The 22,182-nt window shown below is 58.1% G+C and carries 24 protein-coding genes and 4 tRNA genes; 15 read left to right on the top strand and 13 right to left on the bottom strand.

Going from position 1 to position 22,182, the window contains the following annotated elements:
- Positions 1–41 precede the first annotated feature (41 nt).
- A complete protein-coding gene (gene ispH, locus GHO25_RS01105; protein WP_048367366.1) occupies positions 42–989 on the top strand; it encodes a 4-hydroxy-3-methylbut-2-enyl diphosphate reductase in 948 nt (315 codons plus the stop codon).
- Here ispH and GHO25_RS01100 read toward each other — a convergent pair.
- Complete coding sequence (locus GHO25_RS01100; protein ID WP_153389618.1) at positions 986–1,525, bottom strand: GspH/FimT family protein; 540 nt, start codon at positions 1,523–1,525, stop codon at positions 986–988. The genes ispH and GHO25_RS01100 overlap by 4 nt on opposite strands.
- Before the next feature lie 231 nt (positions 1,526–1,756).
- On the opposite strand from GHO25_RS01100, the gene pilV reads away from it, so the two are divergent.
- The 5 genes from pilV to thiO are packed head-to-tail and all read left to right on the top strand — an operon-like array spanning position 1,757 to position 4,986.
- Positions 1,757–2,197 carry a type IV pilus modification protein PilV gene (gene pilV, locus GHO25_RS01095; protein ID WP_256677129.1) on the top strand — a complete coding sequence of 147 codons (441 nt, stop codon included), beginning with the start codon at positions 1,757–1,759 and terminating at the stop codon, positions 2,195–2,197.
- Positions 2,194–2,889, top strand: coding sequence for a PilW family protein (locus tag GHO25_RS01090; RefSeq protein WP_153389616.1), 696 nt, complete (start codon positions 2,194–2,196; stop codon positions 2,887–2,889). Before pilV ends, GHO25_RS01090 begins: the two co-directional genes overlap by 4 nt.
- A gap of 7 nt (positions 2,890–2,896) precedes the next feature.
- Positions 2,897–3,439, top strand: coding sequence for a PilX N-terminal domain-containing pilus assembly protein (locus GHO25_RS01085; protein ID WP_153389615.1), 543 nt, complete (start codon positions 2,897–2,899; stop codon positions 3,437–3,439).
- Between the two features lie 10 nt (positions 3,440–3,449).
- Positions 3,450–3,851, top strand: coding sequence for a type IV pilin protein (locus GHO25_RS01080; RefSeq protein ID WP_153389614.1), 402 nt, complete (start codon positions 3,450–3,452; stop codon positions 3,849–3,851).
- A 34-nt stretch (positions 3,852–3,885) separates the two neighbouring features.
- Positions 3,886–4,986 (top strand): glycine oxidase ThiO, encoded by a 1,101-nt coding sequence (gene thiO / locus GHO25_RS01075; protein WP_153389613.1) that lies wholly within the window; start codon positions 3,886–3,888, stop codon positions 4,984–4,986.
- Positions 4,987–5,359: 373 nt separating this feature from the next.
- On the opposite strand, the gene GHO25_RS01070 is transcribed toward thiO, so the two are convergent.
- Together GHO25_RS01070 and GHO25_RS01065 are read right to left on the bottom strand one after the other, a co-directional pair.
- Positions 5,360–5,590, bottom strand: coding sequence for a PP0621 family protein (locus GHO25_RS01070; RefSeq protein ID WP_153389612.1), 231 nt, complete (start codon positions 5,588–5,590; stop codon positions 5,360–5,362).
- 118 nt (positions 5,591–5,708) lie between these two features.
- Positions 5,709–6,722: an outer membrane protein assembly factor BamD gene (locus GHO25_RS01065; RefSeq protein WP_123751294.1), complete on the bottom strand. Its 1,014-nt coding sequence runs from the start codon at positions 6,720–6,722 to the stop codon at positions 5,709–5,711.
- A gap of 148 nt (positions 6,723–6,870) precedes the next feature.
- Between GHO25_RS01065 and rluD the strand changes: the two genes are divergently transcribed.
- The 7 genes from rluD to GHO25_RS01030 all read left to right on the top strand — a co-directional run bounded on the left by rluD (position 6,871) and on the right by GHO25_RS01030 (position 11,972).
- Positions 6,871–7,833, top strand: coding sequence for a 23S rRNA pseudouridine(1911/1915/1917) synthase RluD (gene rluD, locus GHO25_RS01060; protein ID WP_048367800.1), 963 nt, complete (start codon positions 6,871–6,873; stop codon positions 7,831–7,833).
- Positions 7,830–8,564 carry a peptidoglycan editing factor PgeF gene (gene pgeF, locus GHO25_RS01055; RefSeq protein ID WP_048367349.1) on the top strand — a complete coding sequence of 245 codons (735 nt, stop codon included), beginning with the start codon at positions 7,830–7,832 and terminating at the stop codon, positions 8,562–8,564. Before rluD ends, pgeF begins: the two co-directional genes overlap by 4 nt.
- Positions 8,565–8,684: 120 nt before the next feature.
- Positions 8,685–11,252, top strand: a complete 2,568-nt coding sequence (clpB, locus tag GHO25_RS01050; protein ID WP_048367348.1) for an ATP-dependent chaperone ClpB — start codon at positions 8,685–8,687, stop codon at positions 11,250–11,252.
- A gap of 307 nt (positions 11,253–11,559) precedes the next feature.
- Positions 11,560–11,635 (top strand) — tRNA-Asn (locus tag GHO25_RS01045).
- A gap of 9 nt (positions 11,636–11,644) precedes the next feature.
- Positions 11,645–11,721: transfer RNA gene (locus GHO25_RS01040), tRNA-Pro, on the top strand.
- A 5-nt stretch (positions 11,722–11,726) separates the two neighbouring features.
- A tRNA-Lys gene (locus tag GHO25_RS01035) sits at positions 11,727–11,802 on the top strand.
- A gap of 93 nt (positions 11,803–11,895) precedes the next feature.
- A tRNA-Pro gene (locus GHO25_RS01030) sits at positions 11,896–11,972 on the top strand.
- 31 nt (positions 11,973–12,003) lie between these two features.
- On the opposite strand, the gene GHO25_RS01025 is transcribed toward GHO25_RS01030, so the two are convergent.
- From GHO25_RS01025 to glsA, 4 genes are read right to left on the bottom strand one after another with little or no spacing between them, the layout of a single operon-like run.
- Positions 12,004–12,171 carry a hypothetical protein gene (locus GHO25_RS01025; protein WP_153389611.1) on the bottom strand — a complete coding sequence of 56 codons (168 nt, stop codon included), beginning with the start codon at positions 12,169–12,171 and terminating at the stop codon, positions 12,004–12,006.
- A 29-nt stretch (positions 12,172–12,200) separates the two neighbouring features.
- On the bottom strand, positions 12,201–13,343 hold the full coding sequence (locus GHO25_RS01020; protein ID WP_372240911.1) for an amino acid permease: 1,143 nt from the start codon (positions 13,341–13,343) through the stop codon (positions 12,201–12,203).
- A gap of 5 nt (positions 13,344–13,348) precedes the next feature.
- Positions 13,349–13,729, bottom strand: coding sequence for an amino acid permease (locus GHO25_RS26440; protein ID WP_256677128.1), 381 nt, complete (start codon positions 13,727–13,729; stop codon positions 13,349–13,351).
- A gap of 24 nt (positions 13,730–13,753) precedes the next feature.
- Positions 13,754–14,698: a glutaminase A gene (gene glsA / locus GHO25_RS01015; protein ID WP_048367346.1), complete on the bottom strand. Its 945-nt coding sequence runs from the start codon at positions 14,696–14,698 to the stop codon at positions 13,754–13,756.
- A gap of 173 nt (positions 14,699–14,871) precedes the next feature.
- Here glsA and GHO25_RS01010 point away from each other — a divergent pair, with 173 nt between their 5' ends.
- Positions 14,872–16,269 carry a glutamate decarboxylase gene (locus GHO25_RS01010; RefSeq protein WP_048367344.1) on the top strand — a complete coding sequence of 466 codons (1,398 nt, stop codon included), beginning with the start codon at positions 14,872–14,874 and terminating at the stop codon, positions 16,267–16,269.
- Between the two features lie 58 nt (positions 16,270–16,327).
- Here the strand turns inward: GHO25_RS01010 and GHO25_RS01005 are convergent, their stop codons facing one another.
- The 6 genes from GHO25_RS01005 to GHO25_RS00980 form a co-directional block, all read right to left on the bottom strand.
- Positions 16,328–17,629, bottom strand: a complete 1,302-nt coding sequence (locus GHO25_RS01005) for an NAD(P)/FAD-dependent oxidoreductase (RefSeq protein WP_153389610.1) — start codon at positions 17,627–17,629, stop codon at positions 16,328–16,330.
- 283 nt (positions 17,630–17,912) lie between these two features.
- Positions 17,913–18,542, bottom strand: coding sequence for a DUF1780 domain-containing protein (locus GHO25_RS01000; protein ID WP_048367338.1), 630 nt, complete (start codon positions 18,540–18,542; stop codon positions 17,913–17,915).
- A gap of 80 nt (positions 18,543–18,622) precedes the next feature.
- A complete protein-coding gene (gene yacG, locus GHO25_RS00995; RefSeq protein ID WP_048367331.1) occupies positions 18,623–18,829 on the bottom strand; it encodes a DNA gyrase inhibitor YacG in 207 nt (68 codons plus the stop codon).
- Positions 18,826–19,449: a dephospho-CoA kinase gene (gene coaE, locus GHO25_RS00990; RefSeq protein WP_048367327.1), complete on the bottom strand. Its 624-nt coding sequence runs from the start codon at positions 19,447–19,449 to the stop codon at positions 18,826–18,828. Before coaE ends, yacG begins: the two co-directional genes overlap by 4 nt.
- 1 nt (position 19,450) lies before the next feature.
- Entirely contained in the window at positions 19,451–20,317 is an 867-nt protein-coding gene (locus GHO25_RS00985) for an A24 family peptidase (protein WP_153389609.1), read from the bottom strand.
- Positions 20,314–21,531 (bottom strand): type II secretion system F family protein, encoded by a 1,218-nt coding sequence (locus GHO25_RS00980; protein ID WP_153389608.1) that lies wholly within the window; start codon positions 21,529–21,531, stop codon positions 20,314–20,316. The genes GHO25_RS00985 and GHO25_RS00980 overlap by 4 nt, the downstream gene beginning before the upstream one ends.
- Before the next feature lie 220 nt (positions 21,532–21,751).
- On the opposite strand from GHO25_RS00980, the gene GHO25_RS00975 reads away from it, so the two are divergent.
- On the top strand, positions 21,752–22,162 hold the full coding sequence (locus GHO25_RS00975; protein ID WP_227024818.1) for a prepilin-type N-terminal cleavage/methylation domain-containing protein: 411 nt from the start codon (positions 21,752–21,754) through the stop codon (positions 22,160–22,162).
- The last annotated feature ends 20 nt before the right edge of the window (positions 22,163–22,182 follow it).

Below are 22,182 nucleotides of genomic sequence, written 5' to 3'. Positions count from 1 at the left end.
CTGATTGGCATTATTTTTCTGCGCGACCCACGAGGCTCAGCATGCACATCAAACTCGCCAACCCCCGTGGCTTCTGCGCTGGGGTGGACCGAGCGATTGAAATCGTCAATCGCGCTCTCGAAGTTTTCGGTCCGCCTATTTATGTTCGCCACGAAGTGGTGCACAACAAATTTGTGGTCGAAGACCTGCGCTCCCGTGGCGCGATCTTTGTTGAAGAGCTGGACCAGGTGCCGGATGACGTCATCGTGATTTTCAGTGCCCACGGCGTTTCCCAGGCCGTGCGTACCGAAGCGGCAGGCCGTGGCCTCAAAGTGTTCGATGCCACCTGCCCGCTGGTGACCAAGGTGCATATCGAAGTGGCACGCTACAGCCGCGATGGCCGTGAGTGCATCCTGATCGGCCACGCCGGGCACCCGGAAGTCGAAGGCACCATGGGGCAGTACGACGCGAGCAATGGCGGCGCGATTTATCTGGTTGAAGACGAAAAAGATGTCGCCAACCTGCACGTCAACAACCCCGAAAAACTCGCGTTTGTGACTCAGACCACCTTGTCGATGGACGACACCAGCCGTGTGATCGACGCGCTCCGTTCGCGCTTCCCGGCCATTGGCGGCCCGCGCAAGGACGACATCTGCTACGCCACGCAAAACCGTCAGGATGCGGTTAAGCAACTGGCCGACGAGTGCGACGTGGTCTTGGTGGTGGGCAGCCCGAACAGCTCCAACTCCAACCGTTTGCGCGAGCTGGCTGAACGCATGGCCACTCCGGCTTACCTGATTGATGGTGCCGAAGACCTGCAACAAAGCTGGTTTGAAGGTGTGCAGCGCATTGGTATTACCGCAGGAGCGTCGGCGCCTGAGGTGCTGGTGCGCGGTGTGATTCAGCAGTTGCATGCCTGGGGCGCAACGGGGGCAGACGAACTGGCTGGCCGCGAAGAGAACATTACCTTCTCGATGCCTAAAGAACTGCGCGTTCGCTCCCTGATTTAAGCCGTAGCACACAATGCATGCGTCGCTTGATCGCTGCGCAGGCTGATGCGACCGCTCTTGGCGAGTACCACCTGGTAGTGGCTCAGAGCGGTGTCGGCCTGGCAAATATGTAACGTCCCCGCCTGAAATGCCCCGCCACTTAATAACGGTTCGCCCAGCGGGTTGAACCGCACGTAATGTTTGACCGGTGTATTACCGGCAATCGGTATTTGCGCGTTGCCTTGCTTGTACGCAAGGACCGGGTTGCTCTCATCCAGATGCCCCCGGCCGCTCTGATCCAGAATAATCCTCCAGCCTTTGCTCCAATCGTCTTGCAGTGCGTGCACCACTACATAGTGGTGGCGAACCAGCGCCTCGATGCGCGCGTTACGCAAACCGCTGGCCAATTGTTCGGCCGCGACCTGACGGCGTTGCTGTTCAACCAGAACGCCGTAGGCCGGGCCGGCGAATTGCGCGGTAATCGCGACAATCGCCAGCGTGAACAACAGTTGGATCATGCTCATGCCGTGTTGATACACCTTGTCCTCCCTGGACATGCCCTCGCGCTTCCTTGCGCTTGTATCGGTATAGCTCAGCTATAACGTGTGCCGCTCACGCAACGATTTCAGCATGTTTAAAGCGTTATTAGCGTTAGGTAGCTGACCTGAATGGACGATTAGTCCCGGCGCTTTACCAGCCAGATCCTACAAACATGGCCCGTGTGCAGGGCTAGGCTTTTGGCAGGTCGACACAGGACGTGTCGGCGAGTGATGGCCAGGGTGGCGCACATGAATCGATCGGATAAACGCCGGCAAAGCGGGGTCACCTTGATTGAGGTGCTGGTGGCGACAGTTATTTTGGCGGGCGGGCTGCTGGGGGCGGCCGCCGTACAGCTGAATGCGCTGAAACACACCGACAGCGCGTTAATGACTACCCAAGCCAGTTTTATTGCCTACGACATGCTGGATCGTATTCGCGCCAACCCTGCGGCTGATTACGCCGGGGCGACTGCCGGAGCGGGGTTGCACAGTGTGCTGGGCCAGGATTTGAGTGACTTCAAGCGCAATGTTCGCCAATTCGGTGGGGCAAGTGCCAAGGGCAGCATTGCGATCAACGAGCGTCAGTTGGCCATCACTCTGCAATGGGACGACACGCGTGCCGGAGGGCAGTGGCAAACATTCAGCCTGACCAGCCAGATCGCATCCGGGTTCGCTGTGGGCGCCTCATGACGCGCCGCAATGCCGGGTTTGGCCTGATAGAGCTGCTGATCGCCCTGGCGCTGGGCGTGCTGCTGGTATCGGGGGCCACGCAGGTTTTTTTGAGTGCCCGTGAGACTCACCTTGCGCAGTATGCCGCCGCCATCGCCCAGGAAGACGCCCGTTTTGTACTGAGCAAAATCGCGCAGGAAATTCGCATGATTGGCATGTTCGGCTGCCTGTCGGCAGACAGCATCATCAATGCGCCTGCCGTGTTCCAGACGCCTGTTTCATGGCAGGGCGCAGCGGGTTCCAGGTCGTGGCGGTTCGTCAGTGGCGATGTCGGCCAGCAAGGCACCCGGCCGGACTGGACGGTGGTGTCGGACTGTAAACGTTACGCACAGGCCTATGCCGGGCAACCTGGGCCGCTGGCGCCGGGTGAAACCGCCTTTGCATTGCGTAACGTTGTTTACTGGTTTGAGAACGGGCAACTCAAGACTGGCCCGGGTAAAGCGGTGCTTCTGGATAACGTGGCGGCGTTTGAGGTGACGTTTGGTGTCGCCAGTTCGGCAGCGGGGGCATCGGTTCAGCGCTATGAGCAAAGCCCCGGCAGTTTGGCCAGTATCCGCAGCCTGAAAATCGCCCTGACACTGCGCGATCCCAAGGCGCGGATAAAGGACCAGACCTACCACTTGGTGGTGGCCCTGCGTAATCGGCTGGGTTAGGGGGCTTATGTGTTATTACCCGCGTAAACAGTCGGGCATGGTCCTGCTGGTAAGCCTGACATTGTTGCTGTTGCTCAGTGTGCTGGGGCTTACCTCCTTACAGAGCGCCGTGCAGCAAGAAAAAATGGCCGGCAGTGTGTGGTTTGCCAACCAGTCACTGCAGGCTGCTGAAACGGGGCTACGCATGGGCGAGGCGCAGGTGCAGACGCAGTGGCGTGAGCTGCTGGTATGTAGCGCGCCGACTCGATGCGTGCCGCCTTTGTCGGCCCGCACACAGGTTTTGCCCGGCCTGGACCCGCAGTCCGGAGTGTTGTGGCTCAAGGCGCCTGATGGCGTGTTCGGTATTCAAAGCCTGGGTGTGGGCGTGACGCCTGCGCACTTGCCGGGTATTGCTTCAGCGCACTTTTACCGTGTGACCGCCATGGGAGTGCGTGGCCCTTCACGTACGGTGCTGGAGAGCGTTTATGTGCGTTACCAGCCCGCAGACAGCGAGGCGAATGAACCCGTGCGCCAGCATTTTCGACGCATCATGTGGCGGCAAATCCAGTAAGGGCAACGGTATGAATCGATATGGAGCAGGGTTCACTTTGATGGAGCTTATGATCGTGGTGGCGATCATCGGCATCCTTGGCGCGTTTGCGTATCCGCTTTACAGCGACTCAGTGAAGCGCGGCTATCGCGCACAATTGGTGTTGCTGTTGTCAGAGCAATCCCAAAGTCTTGAGCGTTTTTATTCGAAAAAAGGTTTATACAGTGGGGCGGAAAATGTCAGCCCGGGTAATCAGCACTACCTGATGACCTCTGAACTCGCCGATCACACCTACCTGTTAACGGCGACACCTCGAGAAGACTCGCCCATGGCGGGAGACGCCTGTGGTGACTACACGTTGAACCACGTGGGCCTGGCAGCCAATACAAACGCCGCCCCGGACCTGACAAGGCAACAGTGTTGGGGGCGCTGACGATTAATGTGCATTTTTTGAGCTGAGTGGATAGATGGCTAAGCAGCAACGAGTGGTGATTGTAGGCGGTGGCGTGATCGGGCTTCTGACGGCGTTTAATCTGGCGGCCGAGGTTGAGCACGTGGTTTTGCTGGATCGCAGTGGCGTCGGGCAAGAGTCTTCATGGGCGGGCGGCGGGATTGTCTCGCCGTTGTACCCTTGGTGCTACAACCCGGCCGTCACGGCGTTGGCACATTGGTCGCAAGACTTTTATCCACAACTGGCCGACCGGCTGTTTACCACCACCGGTGTTGATCCAGAAGTCCACACCACCGGTCTGTACTGGCTGGACCTTGAAGACGAAGAGCAAGCGCTGGCGTGGGCACAACGTGAAGGGCGCCCTTTAAGTGCCGTTGAGATCCCGGCAGTAGAACAGGCCGTGCCCGTACTGGGCCGTGGCTACTCGCGGGCGATTTACATGGCGGATGTGGCGAACGTACGTAACCCGCGGCTGGTGAAGTCACTGAAAGCGGCGCTGCACGCCATGGCGAATGTGACGATCCATGAACACTGTGAAGTGCAGGGGTTTATCCGTGAGGGCAGCACCATTGCCGGTGTGAACACCGCGCAGGGTGAGATTCGCGGCGACCAGGTGGTGTTGTCAGCGGGTGCCTGGAGCGGTGAGTTACTGGGCCTTTTGGGACTGGAACTGCCAGTAGAGCCAGTAAAAGGGCAGATGATCTTGTACAAGTGCGCGCCTGATCTGCTGTCGAGCATGGTCTTGGCAAAAGGCCGTTATGCGATCCCGCGCCGGGATGGGCACATCCTGATCGGCAGTACGCTGGAGCACGAAGGCTTTGATAAAACCCCGACCGACGTAGCGCTTGAAAGCCTTAAGGCTTCGGCCGTTGAGTTGATCCCTGCGCTGGCGGACGCCGAACTGGTGGGGCATTGGGCTGGCCTGCGACCGGGCTCGCCCGAAGGCATTCCGTACATTGGCCGGGTGTCAGGGTTTGACGGGTTGTGGCTTAACTGCGGGCACTACCGTAATGGCCTGGTGCTGGCGCCAGCATCGTGTCAGTTGTTTGCCGATCTGTTGCTGGGCCGTGAGCCGATTATCGACCCGGCGCCGTATGCGCCGACCGGGCGGATTTAAAGCACACCAACCCGTAGCAGTTGACGAGCCTTGCGAGGCTACGTCCGGCTGTGCAGCAGTCGTAAACCATCCATCTGGGCACTGCGCCAAGATCTTTTTGCAACGTGACACCGTGCAGGGTCTGAACCCTAAATGGCCCTGTACATAAAAGCCTCTCTAATCAAGAGCACCCCTCACCCTAGCCCTCTCCCGAAGGAGAGGGAACCGATTGGGGGATGCTGAAGATATTCGGCGGCCAGTTTGCTACGTAGCAGTTGACGAGCTTTGCGAGGCTACGTCCGGCTGCGCAGCAGTCGTAAAATCAAGATCAAAAGATCGCGAGGCAAGCTCGCTCCTACAAGGGTGTGATCACCGTTGGAGCGAGCTTTTGGCTTTAGCGGGGGGCTTGTGGCCCTTGCTGCAGGTGCTCTTGCGAGCAGAACCATTGCTGCTGCTTGCTCAGGGCGCGATCGCGCGGCAGGTGCACGCCGCAGTGGGCGCAACGCACCATCGGTTGTGCATCCGGGTCGGTCGGTTTTTTAGGCGCCTGGAGGCTGGCTTTGTATTTGCGCCAGAACCACACGCCAGCCGCAATCAGAGCAGCCCAGATCAGTAAACGAAGCATGGTTATCCGCTATTCGAGAAAAGGTCAGCCAGTTTAGCCAAGGACTTGGCGGGCGCACAGCAGCAAATCACAGACCAAAAAAAGAGCCCCGGAGGACTCTTTTTTAATTGCCGAACAATCAGTCGAACAGACCAAAGGTCATGTAGCTGAACCACGAGCGGCTTTTGCTGGTGTCTTCTGGCTCTTCGATGATGTTGCCATCAGCGTCTTTGGCTTTGAGCTCCGACGGAATGGCGTCCTTGGCATCCTGGTATTGCTTCTGGATGTCGAGGTTGGCGCGGGTTTCACCCGGTGGCAGCGGTGTCGACGACTCGATCAGGCCCAAGGTGGCCTTGCTCAGCCACGAACGGTTGTCAGACTCGGAAACCTGCGGCACAAACTCACCGTTCACCAGGCTTGGGTGGTTCGGGTAGTTGTCCTTGAGTACTTCAAGGCTGGTGGCAGCCAGTTGGTCGAGGTGCATGCGCTGGTAAGACTCAACCATCACCGCCAGGCCGTCACCGACCGAAGGGGTTTCCTGGAAGTTCTCAACCACGTAACGGCCACGGTTGGCAGCTGCGACATAAGCCTGACGGGTCAGGTAGTAGTCGGCCACGTGGATTTCGTATGCCGCCAGCAGGTTACGCAGGTAAATCATGCGTTGCTTGGCGTCAGGAGCATAACGGCTGTTCGGGAAACGGCTGGTGAGCTGGGCGAACTCGTTGTAGGAGTCGCGTGCAGCGCCCGGGTCACGCTTGGTCATGTCCAGCGGCAGGAAGCGCGCCAGCAGACCAACGTCCTGGTCAAACGAGGTCAGGCCCTTGAGGTAGTAGGCGTAGTCGACGTTTGGATGCTGCGGATGCAGGCGAATAAAACGCTCGGCGGCGGACTTGGCCGCTTCCGGTTCGGAGTTTTTATAGTAGGCGTAGATCAGTTCGAGCTGTGCCTGGTCGGCATAACGGCCGAACGGGTAGCGCGACTCTAAAGCCTTCAGCTTGGCGGTGGCACTGGTATAGCTGTTGTTGTCCAGGTCGGCCTGCGCCTGCTGGTACAACTCGACTTCGCTCAAGTTTTCGTCAACGACTTCTTTTGTCGACGAGCAAGCGGCGGTCAGTGCGAGGATGGCGATCAGCAGCAGGTGTTTCACTTGCATGGCGGCTTGCGTCCCTATGACGGCCGCTGTCTTGGGCGGGTCCGTCCTGTTATGATGAGCGCCCCGTGAAAAGCCTCGGGGCAAAAGACGCCGTATTTAACCACAAGCGCGCAGCCGAAACCAAAGGCTTGGCGCGGTCCTGATGAGCATGTCCGAGAAAATTCAACTTCGCGAAGAGGTGCCGTCCGAACTGGGTGGCCAACGCCTCGATCAAGTCGCCGCACAATTATTCGCTGAGCACTCGCGCTCGCGCCTTTCCGCCTGGATCAAAGACGGCCGCCTTACAGTGGACGGAGCCGTCATACGCCCTCGTGATATCGTCCACGGGGGTGCCATCCTGGAGCTGACTGCCGAGCAGGAAGCACAGGGTGAATGGGTCGCCCAAGACATCCCTCTGGATATCGTTTACGAAGACGATGACATTCTGGTGATCAACAAGCCTGCGGGCCTGGTGGTGCACCCGGCTGCCGGTCACGCCGACGGTACGTTGCTCAACGCCTTGCTGCACCACGTGCCGGACATTGTGAATGTGCCGCGTGCGGGGATCGTGCATCGCCTCGACAAAGACACCACCGGTCTGATGGTGGTCGCCAAGACCATCCAGGCGCAGACACAACTGGTTGCACAGTTGCAGAGCCGCAGTGTCAGCCGTATTTATGAGTGCATCGTGATCGGTGTCGTCACCGCCGGGGGCAAGATCAACGCGCCCATCGGTCGTCACGGCCAGCAACGCCAGCGCATGGCGGTCATGGAAGGCGGCAAGCAGGCGGTGAGTCATTACCGTGTGCTTGAGCGTTTCCGTTCCCACACCCATGTTCGGGTCAAGCTCGAAACCGGTCGCACGCACCAGATCCGCGTCCACATGGCACACATTAACTTCCCGTTGGTCGGAGACCCTGCCTACGGCGGTCGCTTCCGTATCCCGCCGGCAGCGAATGTGAACATGGTCGAATCGCTTAAAAACTTCCCGCGCCAAGCCCTGCATGCGCGTTTCCTCGAGTTGGATCATCCGACGAGCGGTGTACGCATGAGCTGGGAATCGCCATTGCCGGACGACTTTACCTGGTTGCTGACCCTGCTTAAGCAAGACCGTGAGGCTTTTATCGGATGAACACCTTCCTGATTCCTGACTGGCCCGCGCCGGCAGGCGTCAGGGCCTGTGTGACCACCCGTGCGGGCGGCGTCAGTGTGGCGCCGTTCGACAGCTTCAATCTGGGCGACCATGTGGGCGACGACCCCGTCGCCGTTACCCATAACCGCCAACGCTTGACCCATATTTTTGACGTACAGCCCGCCTGGCTTAGCCAGGTTCACGGGGTTGTCGTTGCGCCTGCCACCCCCGGCCAGATCGCAGAGGCCGATGCCAGCTGGACAGCCACCCCCGGCATTGCCTGTACGGTAATGACGGCTGACTGTTTGCCTGCCTTGTTCTGTGATCGCGCGGGCACGCGCGTCGCTGCGGCCCATGCCGGTTGGCGCGGGCTGGCGGCCGGTGTGCTTGAAGCGACAGCGCAAAGCCTCAATGTTGAGCCACAAGACATACTGGTCTGGCTCGGCCCGGCCATCGGCCCCAAGGCCTTTGAAGTCGGCGGCGAAGTGCGTGATGTCTTTATAAAAGACCTGCCCGACGCCGCTGCGGCTTTTGTTCCGAGCGTCAATGAAGGCCGCTACATGGCCGACATCTATGAGCTGGCGCGCCTGCGTCTGGCCCGCTGCGGCATTACGGCGGTGTATGGCGGCGGTTTTTGCACCGTCACCGACCCGCGTTTTTTCTCCTACCGGCGCAGCCCTCGCACCGGTCGTTTCGCCTCGCTGGTCTGGATCGAAACGCCTGCCAGTTGACGTACATCATTTTCTATACGCTTGAAACTCTCGAAACCGCCCGCATCTACTAAGGTATCTGGCAGGTTTCTTCATTCAGGAGTTTCCATCCCTCCGGCCTGCTCATAAGGAAGGTGACGAATGCGTATAGATAGATTAACCAGCAAGTTGCAATTGGCGTTGTCCGATGCCCAGTCATTGGCCGTTGGTCATGACCATCCGGCTATTGAGCCTGTGCACTTGATGCAAGCATTGTTGGAACAGCAGGGCGGTTCGATCAAGCCGCTGCTGATGCAAGTCGGTTTTGATGTAAACAGCCTGCGCAAAGAGCTGACCAAAGAGCTCGACCAACTGCCAAAAATTCAGAATCCAACCGGCGACGTGAATATGTCGCAGGACTTGGCGCGTCTGTTGAATCAGGCAGATCGTCTGGCGCAGCAAAAAGGCGATCAGTACATCACCAGCGAGCTGGTCGTGCTGGCCGCGATGGACGACAACAACAAGTTGGGTAAATTGTTGTTGAGCCAGGGCGTAACCAAAAAAGCCCTGGAAAACGCCATTAACAACCTGCGTGGCGGCGAAGCGGTCAACGATCCAAACGCTGAAGAGTCGCGTCAGGCGCTGGATAAATACACCATCGACCTGACCAAGCGTGCCGAAGACGGCAAGCTCGACCCGGTGATTGGCCGTGACGATGAGATTCGTCGCACCATTCAGGTCTTGCAACGCCGGACCAAAAACAACCCGGTACTGATCGGTGAGCCTGGCGTGGGTAAAACCGCGATTGCTGAAGGTTTGGCGCAGCGGATCATCAATGGCGAAGTGCCGGATGGTCTTAAAGGCAAGCGCCTGCTGTCGCTGGACATCGGCGCACTGATTGCCGGTGCCAAGTTCCGTGGCGAATTCGAAGAGCGTCTGAAAGCAGTGCTCAACGAGCTGTCTAAACAGGAAGGGCAAGTCATCCTGTTTATCGACGAACTGCACGTCATGGTCGGTGCCGGTAAAGGCGAGGGCGCCATGGATGCGGGCAACATGCTCAAGCCAGCGTTGGCCCGGGGCGAGCTGCATTGCGTCGGTGCGACCACGCTCAACGAGTACCGCCAATATATAGAGAAGGACGCAGCGCTTGAGCGTCGCTTCCAGAAAGTATTGGTCGATGAGCCAAGTGAAGAAGACACCATCGCGATTCTGCGGGGGCTGAAAGAGCGCTATGAAGTGCACCACAAGGTGGCGATCACCGACGGTGCGATCATTGCGGCGGTCAAACTCAGCCATCGCTACATCACTGACCGGCAGTTGCCTGACAAGGCAATCGACCTGATGGACGAAGCGGCCAGCCGCATCCGCATGGAGATCGACTCCAAGCCTGAAGTGCTGGACCGTCTTGAGCGCCGCTTGATTCAACTGAAGGTTGAAGCCCAGGCGCTGAAGAAAGAAGAAGATGAGGCGGCGAAAAAACGTCTCGAGAAACTGCAGGAAGAAATCGAGCGCCATGAGCGTGAGTATTCTGACCTGGAAGAAATCTGGACCTCGGAAAAAGCCGAAGTGCAGGGTTCTGCCCAGATCCAGCAGAAAATCGAGCAGGCTCGCCAAGAGCTGGAAGTGGCACGCCGCGGTGGCAACCTTAACCGCATGGCCGAGTTGCAGTACGGGGTCATTCCCGACCTGGAGCGCAGCCTGCAGATGGTCGACGAGCACAGCAACCAGACTGAGAACCAGTTGTTGCGCAGCAAAGTGACCGAAGAAGAAATCGCTGAAGTCGTCTCGAAGTGGACCGGTATCCCCGTGTCGAAAATGCTCGAAGGCGAACGCGAAAAACTCATGAACATGGAAAACCTGTTGCATGAGCGCGTGATTGGTCAGGACGAGGCCGTGGTGGCCGTGGCGAACGCGGTACGTCGTTCGCGGGCTGGCTTGAGTGACCCGAACCGTCCAAGCGGCTCGTTCATGTTCCTGGGCCCAACCGGTGTCGGTAAAACCGAGTTGTGCAAGGCGCTGGCCGAGTTCCTCTTTGATACTGAAGAGGCAATGGTACGGATCGACATGTCCGAGTTCATGGAGAAACATTCCGTGGCTCGACTGATCGGTGCGCCACCAGGGTATGTGGGTTACGAAGAAGGCGGTTACCTGACCGAAGCAGTACGGCGCAAGCCTTACTCGGTGGTGCTGCTGGACGAAGTCGAGAAGGCGCACCCGGATGTGTTCAACGTGCTGCTGCAAGTGCTTGAAGACGGTCGCCTGACTGACAGCCATGGCCGTACGGTGGATTTCCGCAACACGGTGATCGTGATGACCTCCAACCTGGGCTCTGCACAGATCCAGGAACTGGTCGGTGATCGTGAAGCACAACGCGCTGCGGTGATGGATGCGGTGAGTACGCACTTCCGTCCGGAGTTTGTGAACCGGATCGACGAAGTGGTGATCTTCGAGCCTCTGGCACGTGATCAGATCGCAGGCATTGCCGAGATCCAGCTGGGTCGTCTGCGCAGCCGTCTGGCTGAGCGTGACCTGACGCTGGAACTGAACCAGGATGCGTTGGACAAGTTGATCGCTGTGGGTTACGACCCGGTGTATGGCGCACGGCCACTCAAACGTGCGATTCAACGCTGGATCGAAAACCCTCTGGCACAACTGATTCTTTCGGGTCAGTTCTTGCCAGGCACCACGGTAGTGGCCAGTGTGAAAGACGACGAAATCGTCTTCGCATAAGGCTCAAGACCCGTGTTTTAAGGAAGGCCTCACTCAGTGAGGCCTTTTTTTACTTAGGGTGTTGATCTGTAAGGAAAACGCTTGTAAGATGCGCCCCGCAGTAAGTCACCCGCAACGGCAACTTGGCCCAAACCAAGAAGCCCATTAGAAGACCTAAATCATTGTCTTCTAAGGAAAAAAAAGGGTTGACAAGGGTTTGAAAGGTTGTAAAATGGCCCGCCTCAGAGACGCCAACGCAGCGATGCGATGAAGTCAAAGAGAATTGCAAAGATGTAAAGCAGTAACGTTGTAAATTGAAACAAATAGTTCCGCGATAGCTCAGTTGGTAGAGCAAATGACTGTTAATCATTGGGTCCCTGGTTCGAGTCCAGGTCGTGGAGCCAGTTTCAAGCCGGGGTATAGCGCAGTCCGGTAGCGCGCCTGCTTTGGGAGCAGGATGTCAGGAGTTCGAATCCCCTTACCCCGACCATTTTTGGGTCGTTAGCTCAGTTGGTAGAGCAGTTGGCTTTTAACCAATTGGTCGTAGGTTCGAATCCCACACGACCCACCATTTTTGGCTCCAGTTCGCTGGAGCTAGATCTTAAGATCAGAGGCCAAAAGCGCTGATCGCAGAAGGCGCCTCTTGAAGGTGCCTTTTTTTTACCGGGGTATAGCGCAGTCCGGTAGCGCGCCTGCTTTGGGAGCAGGATGTCAGGAGTTCGAATCCCCTTACCCCGACCATTTTCTGCCCGGCAGTAATGGGTGTGAAAAATCAGGTACTGATGCCAATCGCATCAGAGGCCATAAAAAAAGCGTCCTTCGGGACGCTTTTTTTATGCCTGTAGAAAACCCGGTTCCCCGCGACCTTGTAGTCGCTGCCGCAGGCTGCGATAAGGCCCGAAAGGCCTTCGGTTTTAAGCAGGACCGCGATGCGGTCCATCGCAGCCTTCGGCAGCGACTACAGGCCCATCACGCCTTCGCGGCCTTGGCGTCGGCGTCCTGCAGGTCTTGCAATGCCGCTGAATATTGATCGGCCTCGGCTTTTGGCACCATCTGCCATGACGGTTTGCGCACCGCATAGAAGATGAACGGCGGCACGCCAGCAATCACCAGCCCGATCAACAAGACCCCTGCGTACTCGAAAAACGGCATGCTGCTGAAGTTATTCGGCGGGATAAAGCCGAACACCAGCGCCACACACGTCGAGAACAACCCCAGGTAGCACCAGCCATGCAGCCCTTTAAGGACATAGCCGCGTTTAACGTTGGGCTGAGTTTTACGCAGCTTCATGGCGGAGAGGAACATAAACACATAAATAATCAGGTACATCAGCGCCGCCATCGCACTGATCATCCAAAACGCATCCGACACGTTGTCGATAAAGATGTAAATCGTTGAGAGCAACGTGACGATCACGGCCTGCAGGTACAAAATATTTTTCTGTACGCCTTTTTTGTTCACTTCTTGCAGCACAGGCGGGAGCATCCCGGCCTTGCCCACAAACAACAGACCCGTCGAAGGCCCTGCCGTCCAGGCCAGTACTCCGCCCAACGCCCCGATAATCAGCAAAATTGCCATGATCGGCGTCGCCCACGGCATGTTGAACCCTGCAAAGAAAGCGGCATAGGCCTGAATCACGCCGGCTGTGAGGCTGGTTGAGTCAGCCGGTACCACCAGCGAAATCGCCACGGTCGGCGGGATGAACACCAGCAGGATCATAAAGAACGCCAAAAGAATCGCACGCGGCATTTCTTTTTGCGGGTTACGCAATTCGCGGGCGTGGATGGAGTTCATTTCGATACCGGCAAACGCCAAAAAGTTACTCACAATCAACACCAGGCCGGTAATCACCCCGGTGAATTCGCGCCACAAGTCCGAGTGCAGGTTGTGCGGGCCTGCCTTAACCGTGGTGGAAGTGTCGAAAATGGCCGGGATCAGCGCGTCCAGGGTTAATGGCGCCGCAGACTTGTGCCCCAGTACCAGCCAAGCCACGCCCAGCAATACCAGCACGGCAGCAGGCAGGGCCGTGCCCAGCAACATGAACCAGGACGTCAGCTTGGACAGCGCACCCAGGCCGTTAAGCGCGACAAACGTTGATAACCAATACAACACGATGATCACCGCCGCCGTGAACACCCCGCTTTTGGCAGGTCCGGGTTGATCAAGTAGGCCATGGTACTGGCTGCAAATCCGAGCACGATGGGGTACCACACCACCACCTGTACCCACATGAACCACATGATAAAAAAGCCTGGACGGTCGCCGTACGCTTGCCTCACCCAGCCGTAAATCCCGCCATTCCAGCCGGTGCCCAGTTCAGAGGCCACCAGTGACACGGGGATGAAGAACAACAGGGCTGGAATCACATATAGAAAAATAGAGCCCAGGCCATAAACGGCCATGGTCGGTAGTGAGCGGATACTGGCAACAGCGGCCACCATCATGAAACAGATGGTGAGCCATGACATGTAAGTTTTTGCTTTGCTGGTCGTAGCCATTTGCGCCTCCCTTAATCTTCCTGATCAGTGCAGCAAGCTCAGATTGAGCGTGCGGCTGAGATATTCAGCGGCCAATTGGCCGCGAACGCTGTTGCCTGCTACATCCAGTGGCGGAGCAAAGGCGGCGATGGCGCACACCCCGGGTACAACGGCCAGAATCCCGCCGCCAACACCGCTTTTGCCGGGTAAACCGACTTTGTAGTACCAGTCACCGGTGGTGTCATAAAGGCCATTCAAGGTCATTTCGGACAGTATCGGCGCTACGTTTTTGGCCTCTACCACGCGTTTACCGGTGAGCGGATTAACCCCGCCATTGGCCAGTGTCACGCCCATCGTGACCAGATCCTGGCAGGTGATCGACACCGAACATTGGCGGGTGTACACGGCGCAGACTTCCATCGGATCGGCGTACATGTAGCCGTAACTTTGCAGCAACCAGGCAATGCCGCGATTGTGCTGATTGCTGGCGGCTTCGGACTTGTATACCTCTTCGTTGACGCTTAACTCGCGCCCGGCAAAGGCGTTGTAAGTGGCCTGGATTTTCTCCCAGCGCACTTGCGGGTTTTCGGCCTTGATCAAGCTGACGGTGGCCATGGCGCCGGCGTTTACAAACGGGTTGAGCGGTCGGCCTTTGTGCAATTCCAGCGCGACCACCGAGTTGAAAGGCTCGCCGGTCGGGTCACAGCCAATCTTGCTGCGCAACGTTTGCGGGCTGTATTCGTCGAGCACATGGGCGAGGGTGAAGACTTTGGAAATCGACTCGATGGCGAATTCGTAATCGGTGTCTCCGACCTCGGCATGGGTGCCGTCGCAGAACATGATGCTGATGCCGAACAACTGCGAAGGGACAGACGCCAGATAGGGGATGTAACTGGCGTTTTTACCGTGGTGGTTGCTGGCGAAGCGTTTCAAGGCTTCCTCCAGGGCCTGTGTGACGGTGGCGTCGGCAGTCGTGACTTTTCGCTTCATTACGCTCGCTCCGTGAGTTCAGTACAGGAACGAAGACTATAGATCGGAAAAAAAGCGTTGATCGTAAATCGGACAGCAAACTCCAAATGCTTGGCTAAGCTGCATGGGTCGATGCTGAGCCGGTGGCAAGCGGTAGGTTCAGTTGTGTTGCTTATTACTCAAGGAGAGTTTTCATGGCACTGCACCGCGTCAAGCGTCACTCTGCGACTGACCCTATTTTTGGTTCATCGACTTTGGATCATGCCGCCGCGATCAAGCGCTTCCCGGAGTCGGAGCAGGTCGCAAGCGAGGTTTTCCAATTGGTCCACGACGAGTTGTATCTGGACGGTAACTCCCGACAGAACCTCGCCACTTTCTGCCAAACCTGGGCAGAAGATGAAGTGCACCGGCTGATGGACTTGTCGATAGACAAAAACATGATCGACAAAGACGAGTACCCGCAATCGGCGGAGCTTGAGAGCCGTTGCATTCATATGCTGGCCGACTTATGGCATTCCCCTGATGCGGCGAGCACCTTGGGCACCTCCACCGTGGGTTCCAGCGAAGCTTGCATGCTCGGCGGTCTGGCTGCGCTGTGGCGCTGGCGTGCTGCACGTAAAGCCGCTGGCAAATCGACTGCCACCCCGAACATGGTCTGCGGGCCGGTGCAGGTGTGCTGGCATAAGTTCGCCCGTTATTGGGACGTAGAAATCCGCGAAGTGCCGATGTCCGAAGGCCACTGGTTCATGACCCCGGAAGACCTCGACGGCCGGGTCGATGAGAACACCATCGTAGTGGTGCCGACGTTTGGCCAAACCTTTACCGGCTTGTACGAGACGGTCCAGCCGCTGTCAGATGCCCTCGATGAGCTGGAAAAACGCACCGGCCTGAGCGTGGATATTCACGTCGACGGCGCCAGCGGTGCATTCTTGGCCCCGTTCTGTGCGCCTGAAGTGCTGTGGGATTTCCGTGTTGCCCGGGTCAAATCCATCAGCACCTCCGGCCACAAATTCGGCCTGGCGCCATTGGGGGCGGGCTGGGTGGTCTGGCGCGATGCGCAGGACCTGCCAGAAGGGTTGATCTTCCACGTGAACTACCTGGGCGGCGACATGCCGACTTTCGCCCTGAACTTCTCGCGCCCGGCCGGGCAGATTATTTCCCAGTACTACAACTTCTTGCGTCTGGGGCGTGAGGGCTACGAGCGTATTCACTCGGAATGCTATGCCACGGCGCAGTACCTGGCACGTGAACTGGTCAAGATCGGGCCGTTTGAAATGCTCTTCAGTGGCGACCCCAAGCTCGGGATCCCGGCACTGACCTGGCGTTTGAAGCCGGGCGCCGACACCAATTACACCCTGTATGACCTGGCTGACCGGTTGCGTATTCGTGGCTGGCTGGTGCCCGCGTACAGCCTACCGGCGAATGTTGAAGACGTCGTGGTGCAGCGGATTCTGGTCAGACAAGGCCTGTCGATCGACATGGCCAAGCTGCTGCTGGAAGACTTTGCGCGCAACGTGAAGTTTTTTGAAGACCACAAACCCCACGGCTTTAAAGGCCGTGAGGCGGAAGCAGGGAACCACGCAGGGCGTTGAAACCTGTGGTCGCTGTCCAGGCATGAGGCCGCGCCTCGTGCTTGGACAGCGGCTGCGGTTAATGCAGTTTCAGGCGCGGTTCGGTGCCGCGTCCGATTCTGCTGCCCAGCATCAGCATCAACGTACGGAACGTGCCATACAGCGCCATCTGGTGCATGCGGTACAGCGAAATGTAGAACATCCGCGCCAACCAGCCTTCCAGCATCACGGTGCCCATCAGGCTGCCCATCAAGTTACCCACTGCCGAAAAACTCGACAGCGAGATCAACGAGCCGTAATCGCGGTAGTGGTAGTCCGGCAATTGCGTTTTACCTTCCAGGCGCAGCTTCAACGATTTGGCCAGCAATGAAGCCTGTTGGTGAGCCGCTTGCGCGCGCGGTGGCACCATCTTGTCGCTGCCCGGTTGCGGGCAGGCCGCGCAATCACCAAAGGCGAAAATGTTCTCGTCGCGAGTGGTTTGCAGGGTCGGCAGCACCACCAATTGGTTGATGCGGTTGGTCTCAAGCCCCGCCAAATCCTTGAGAAAGCCCGGCGCACGAATACCGGCTGCCCAGACTTTCAGGCTCGCGGGAATCACTTGCCCATCGGCGGTCACCAGACTGTCTGCGGTCACTTCGCTGACGGCCGAGTTGGTCAGCACTTTAACCCCAAGTTTTTCCAGGGTTTTATGCACAGGTCCGCCAATGCGCTCAGGCAATGCAGGCAACACCCGTGGCCCGGCTTCGATCAGGGTGATGTGCATGTTTTCAGGTTTGATGCGGTCCAGGCCGTATGCCGCCAGTTCGTGCGCCGCGTTATGCAGTTCGGCGGCCAGTTCGACCCCGGTCGCACCGGCACCGACAATGGCCACGCTGATGGTTTCGACCGCATCTGTTTGTCCGGCATGGGCGCGCAGATAGTGGTTGAGCAATTGCTGATGGAAGCGCTCGGCCTGCTTGCGGGTATCCAGAAACAAGCAATGTTCAGCCGCGCCCTTGGTGCCGAAATCGTTGGTGGTACTGCCCACGGCAATCACCAGCGTGTCGTAGCTCAACTCGCGCGCAGGCACCAGTTCTTGCCCGTTTTCGTCGAGGGTCGCCGACAATGAGATCTTTTTCAGCTCACGGTCCAACCCGCTCATGCGCCCCAGCTGGAATTCGAAGTGATTCCATTTGGCTTGGGCCACATAGTTGAGTTCGTCTTCTGATGAGTTCAGCGAGCCAGCAGCGACTTCATGCAGCAGCGGTTTCCAGATATGGGTCAGGTTGGCGTCCACCAGCGTGACGTTGGCTTTGCCGCGCTTGCCCAGGCTCTTGCCCAGGCGGGTCGCCAACTCCAGACCGCCAGCGCCGCCGCCGACGATAACAATACGATGGGTCATAGGTATCACTCACAAGGCTTAAAAAAATCGGTGCGCGGGTTATCCGGGCGAGCGCAAAGCAGCTCAAAGCGCCGGAGAACCTGGAATTCGGTGTGCAACGGGTCATCTGGGTTATGGGGCCAGGCATAAAGAGTGCCCCGTCAGATAGACGTTGCAGGGTGTGACAAAGCTACAGCATTAGCGCCATCAGGATCAAAGCCAGCATAACGGTTGCAGCTCAACGGCTCGACTCTCAGTTTGTCGTGTAGACGAACGAGGGTGTTTTCAATTAACCGCTTTGGGCTCACAAACTGATCCCGACATCGAAAATAATGCTGCGGCCCAGATTGTTGCGCAAAAAATCTGGCGCATCCGGTTGGGCGAACAATACTCGGGCAAAGGTTGGCCCCACCAGTGAAAGCGAGCGCCAGCCCTGGCGCAAATACTCGGTGGGCGGCGGGAAATGACTGTTCAGGTCCAGCACCTCACGTTTGAGGCTGGAAAAAGCGACGATATCCAATTGGCCCAAGTCGATGTCGCGCTCTTGGTAGTTCTTGGCTTTTTTGTGCAGCGTGGGGCCCAGACGTTGCAACAGCTTGCTGGCCGGGATCCGCTTGGGCCGCGCTTCGCGGCGCACCAGTTGGCTCAAGGAGTAAGCGCTGCGACGGCGCTGGAGTTCTTCGCGCCATTCATCGTTGAGACGACGGCCTTCATCGAGCACAAAGAACACCTCAAAACGCGCCTCACCAAACAATACGTCGGGCGGTTCCTGGCTGGCTTGAGTGAAGTCCTCGGTGTGGTAGGCAATATTCAAGCCCTGAAGCAGCCGTTGGCATACCCAACGCTCACGCTCCCATTTGCGGGCATTGGATAAAAAGGCATTGGCTTGTTCGGCCTGACTCGTAAGCAGGCGCAAGTAATCAGAGTCGTCCATGCACGCAGCTTAGCCTTGAAACAGGTGTAACTGAAAGTGTGGGGGTGGAACGTTCAATTGCACCCCCACAGGCTTCACGATTAATGCAGACGTGTTGGCAAGTCTTCTGAAAACAACTCGTCTTCAGCGTCCGGGGCCACCGGGATCTTGTGTTCTTCGCTGGCCCAGGCGCCCAGGTCGATGAGTTTGCAACGGTCCGAACAGAACGGCCGGAAGGCATTGGTGGTTGTCCATTGCACTGCGACGCCACACGTCGGGCAGTCTACGGTCATTGGGGGTTTGGTCATGGTTGGCCTCCATGCAGAGTTAAATAAAAGTGATGCAAGCGCTCAACTTCGGACTTGAGCGCGTTGAGGTCAGTGTCGTTGACCAACACGTCATCAGCATGGCGCAGGCGCTCTTCGCGGCTGGCTTGGGCCTTGAGGATAGCCTGCACTTGCTCTTCACTGGTGTTGTCGCGCAACAACGTGCGCTGAATTTGCAGGGCTTGCGGGGTGTCGATCACCAGTACGCGTTGGGTGGTCTTGTGTTGCCCGGCCTCAATCAACAGCGGCGACACCAAAATGGCGTAGGGCGATTGAGCCTGGGCCAGGTTTTGCGCGATCTCTTCACGCACCAGCGGGTGCAGCAGGGCTTCGAGCCACTGGCGCTCCTGCGGGTCGCTGAAAATCAGGCTACGCAGCGCGCTGCGATTGAGCTGTCCGTCGGCCTGCAGCACGTCATCGCCAAAGTGCTTGGCGATTTGCGCCAGTGCCGGGCGTCCGGGTTCGACCACCCAGCGCGCCGCATGATCGGCGTCGACTACGTGCACGCCCAACGAGGCAAAGTGCTCGGCGGCGGCACTTTTGCCGCTGCCGATGCCGCCGGTGAGGCCGAGAATCCAGGGTTTGGAAGAGGGGGTATTCATTTCAAACCGAAATCTGCCAATAGAAGTCGGCCATTTGACCACCCCAGAGCAATGCAATCCAGCCGGCAATTGCCAGATACGGTGCAAACGGGATGGGCGTTGAGGCCTGCGCCCGGCGCAAAGCCAGCAGCGTCAGCCCCACCATCGCGCCCAGCAGCGATGACAGCACAATCGTCAACGGCACAATCGCCATGCCGCCCCAAGCCCCGAACAGCGCCAGCAACTTGAAGTCGCCATAGCCCATGCCGTCCTTGCCGGTGAGCAGCTTGAACAGCCAAAAAATCGACCACAGGCTCAGATACCCCAGCGCCGCACCCCATACAGCCTGGGTCAGGCCGGTAAAGGTCTCGAAGGTGTTAAGCAGCAAACCCAGCCACATCAGGGGCAATACCAGCACGTCCGGGACAATTTGATGCTTGAGATCGATCAGGCAAATACCCAGCAGGCCCCAGGTCAACAGCAGCATCCAGCCTGCTTGCGGGGTCAGCCCGAAATGCCATGCGACCACGCCCGACAAGACCGCGCAGGTCAACTCGGTGAGGGGGTAACGCAGGCTGATGGCGGTTTTGCACTGCGAGCATTTGCCGCGTAGCACCAGGTAACTCAGCAGCGGAATGTTCTCCCATACGCGCAAAGTGTGTTGGCAGTGCGGGCAATGTGAGCGCGGCAGCATCAAGTTATACACAGGGCCTTTGGCCGGGGCGGGCAGGCCAAGCAGTTCGCGGGCCTGCGTCTGCCAGTCCTGCTCAAGCATCTTGGGCAACCGCCATGCCAGCACATTGATAAAACTGCCCACCAGCAGGCCAAGCACCAGGGTGCAGGCAATAAAGGCGCCGGGAGACAGGGTGAAAACTTCGATCGTGCTCAAATGACATGGCCCAGTTTGAAAATCGGTAAATACATGGCGATCACCAGCCCGCCCACCAAAACGCCGAGAACCGTCATGATCAGCGGCTCCATCAACGTTGTCAGGTTGTCGACCACACTGTCGACCTCGCTCTCATAATAGGTGGCGACGTGATTAAGCATGTCATCCAATGTGCCGGATTCTTCGCCAATTGCTGTCATCTGAATCGCCATGCCCGGAAACACGCCCGTCGCGCCCATGGCCACATGAATTTGACTACCGGTTGCCACGTGCTGCTGGAGCCTGAGTACCGCCTCTTTGTACACGTGATTGCCCGTCGCACCAGCAACGGCGCGCAAGGCCTCGAGCAGCGGAACACCGGCCGCCAGGGTGGTGGCTAAGGTGCGGGCAAAGCGGGCGATGGCTGACAACCGCAGCAAGCTGCCGATGACCGGCAGTTTCAGCAGCCATCGATCAACCCGCTGGCGCAGGGCTTCTGAGCGTTTATAGCGATGGCCAAGCGCGAAAAAAATCAGGCAGCCACCGCCAAACAGCCAAGCGCCGTGTTGCGTCAGCATTTCGGACAAAGCGATCACCGCCAGGGTGAAGGCGGGCAATTGGGCATCAAAAGAACTGAACACGCCTTGAAACTGCGGTACCACCTTTATCAACAAAATAGCGCTGACCACCAGTGCCACCAGCACCACGGCGATGGGGTAGGTCATGGCCTTTTTGATCTTCTTTTTCAGGGCTTCGGTTTTTTCTTTGTAGGCCGCCACCCGTTGCAGCACGACATCCAGAGCACCGGCCTGCTCGCCTGCGTCGACAAGATTGCAAAACAGCGCATCGAAATGCGCCGGTTTTTTGCGCAGCGCCGTGGCCAGGTTGATGCCCGCGCTGATGTCCTGCTTCAGCTCGCTGACCAATTGGCGCATGGTCATGTGCTCGAAGCCTTTGGCGATGACCTCGAGGGCTTGCAGCAGCGGGATGCCCGCTTTGATCAGCGTGGCCAGTTGGCGGGTAAACAGTGAGATTTCCAGTGCGGTGATCGATTTGCCCCTGCGCGGCTCGCGGTCACTATGACGGCGGATTTTACCTGCGGTAATACCTTGGCGGCGTAGCTGAACGCGGATCATGGCCAGGCTTTGGGCACTGGTTTCGCCGCTCACAGGGGTGCCCTTGAGGTCGGTGCCTTCCCAGCGGTATACCCCGGTTTTAACTGGCTGTGTTGCCATGCGTTCATCCTTGAAGAGCGGCTCGCCCTGTTGGGCTGTGAGTCTGAAGGCTAGATGCGCCGGGCGCTGAGCGACTCACTGGAGCGTGTCCAAAGGTGTCTGCCATGCAGTGAGGGAGCATCCGCCCGCTAACCTTGATAGCCTGTGCGCACTTTTTTGCAGGCTTGGCACGGTTATGGCGTTTGGCCGCTGGGCCGCGTCCCACGTTTGGAGACTTTTTGTGAAACAACAACAACTCGGCATCACCCTGATCGAAATGATGATCGTGGTTGCGATCATCGGCTTGATCGCCTCGTTCGCGTTACCGGCTTACCACGAGCACACCATGAAGGCCCGCTTCGCTGAACTGAACTCCATCAGCAATACGTACAAGACGGCAGTGGCCCTGTGCTACAGCGAGAGCAATGACTTGAGCGTTTGCGACGCCGGCAGCCATGGCATTCCTGGCCCGGCCGATCCGACGGACAACCTGGCGGCTGGCATGACCGTGATTGACGGCGTGATCACCATGACCGGCACCGAGGCCGCGGGTGGCTGGACCAGCGTCATGACCCCATCGCTGAGCAGCTCGGGCGGCACACTGGTGTGGAGCCAAAGCGGTACATGCCTGGAGAAGGGGGCGTGCAAGTAGCGGGTAATTCTGTGGTGGGC

It is taken from the genome of Pseudomonas sp. FSL R10-1350 (assembly GCF_009600525.1).
Lineage (GTDB): Bacteria > Pseudomonadota > Gammaproteobacteria > Pseudomonadales > Pseudomonadaceae > Aquipseudomonas > Aquipseudomonas helleri.
Note: the sequence above shows the minus strand (reverse complement) of the source record. Positions and strands in the feature narration are given on the sequence as shown.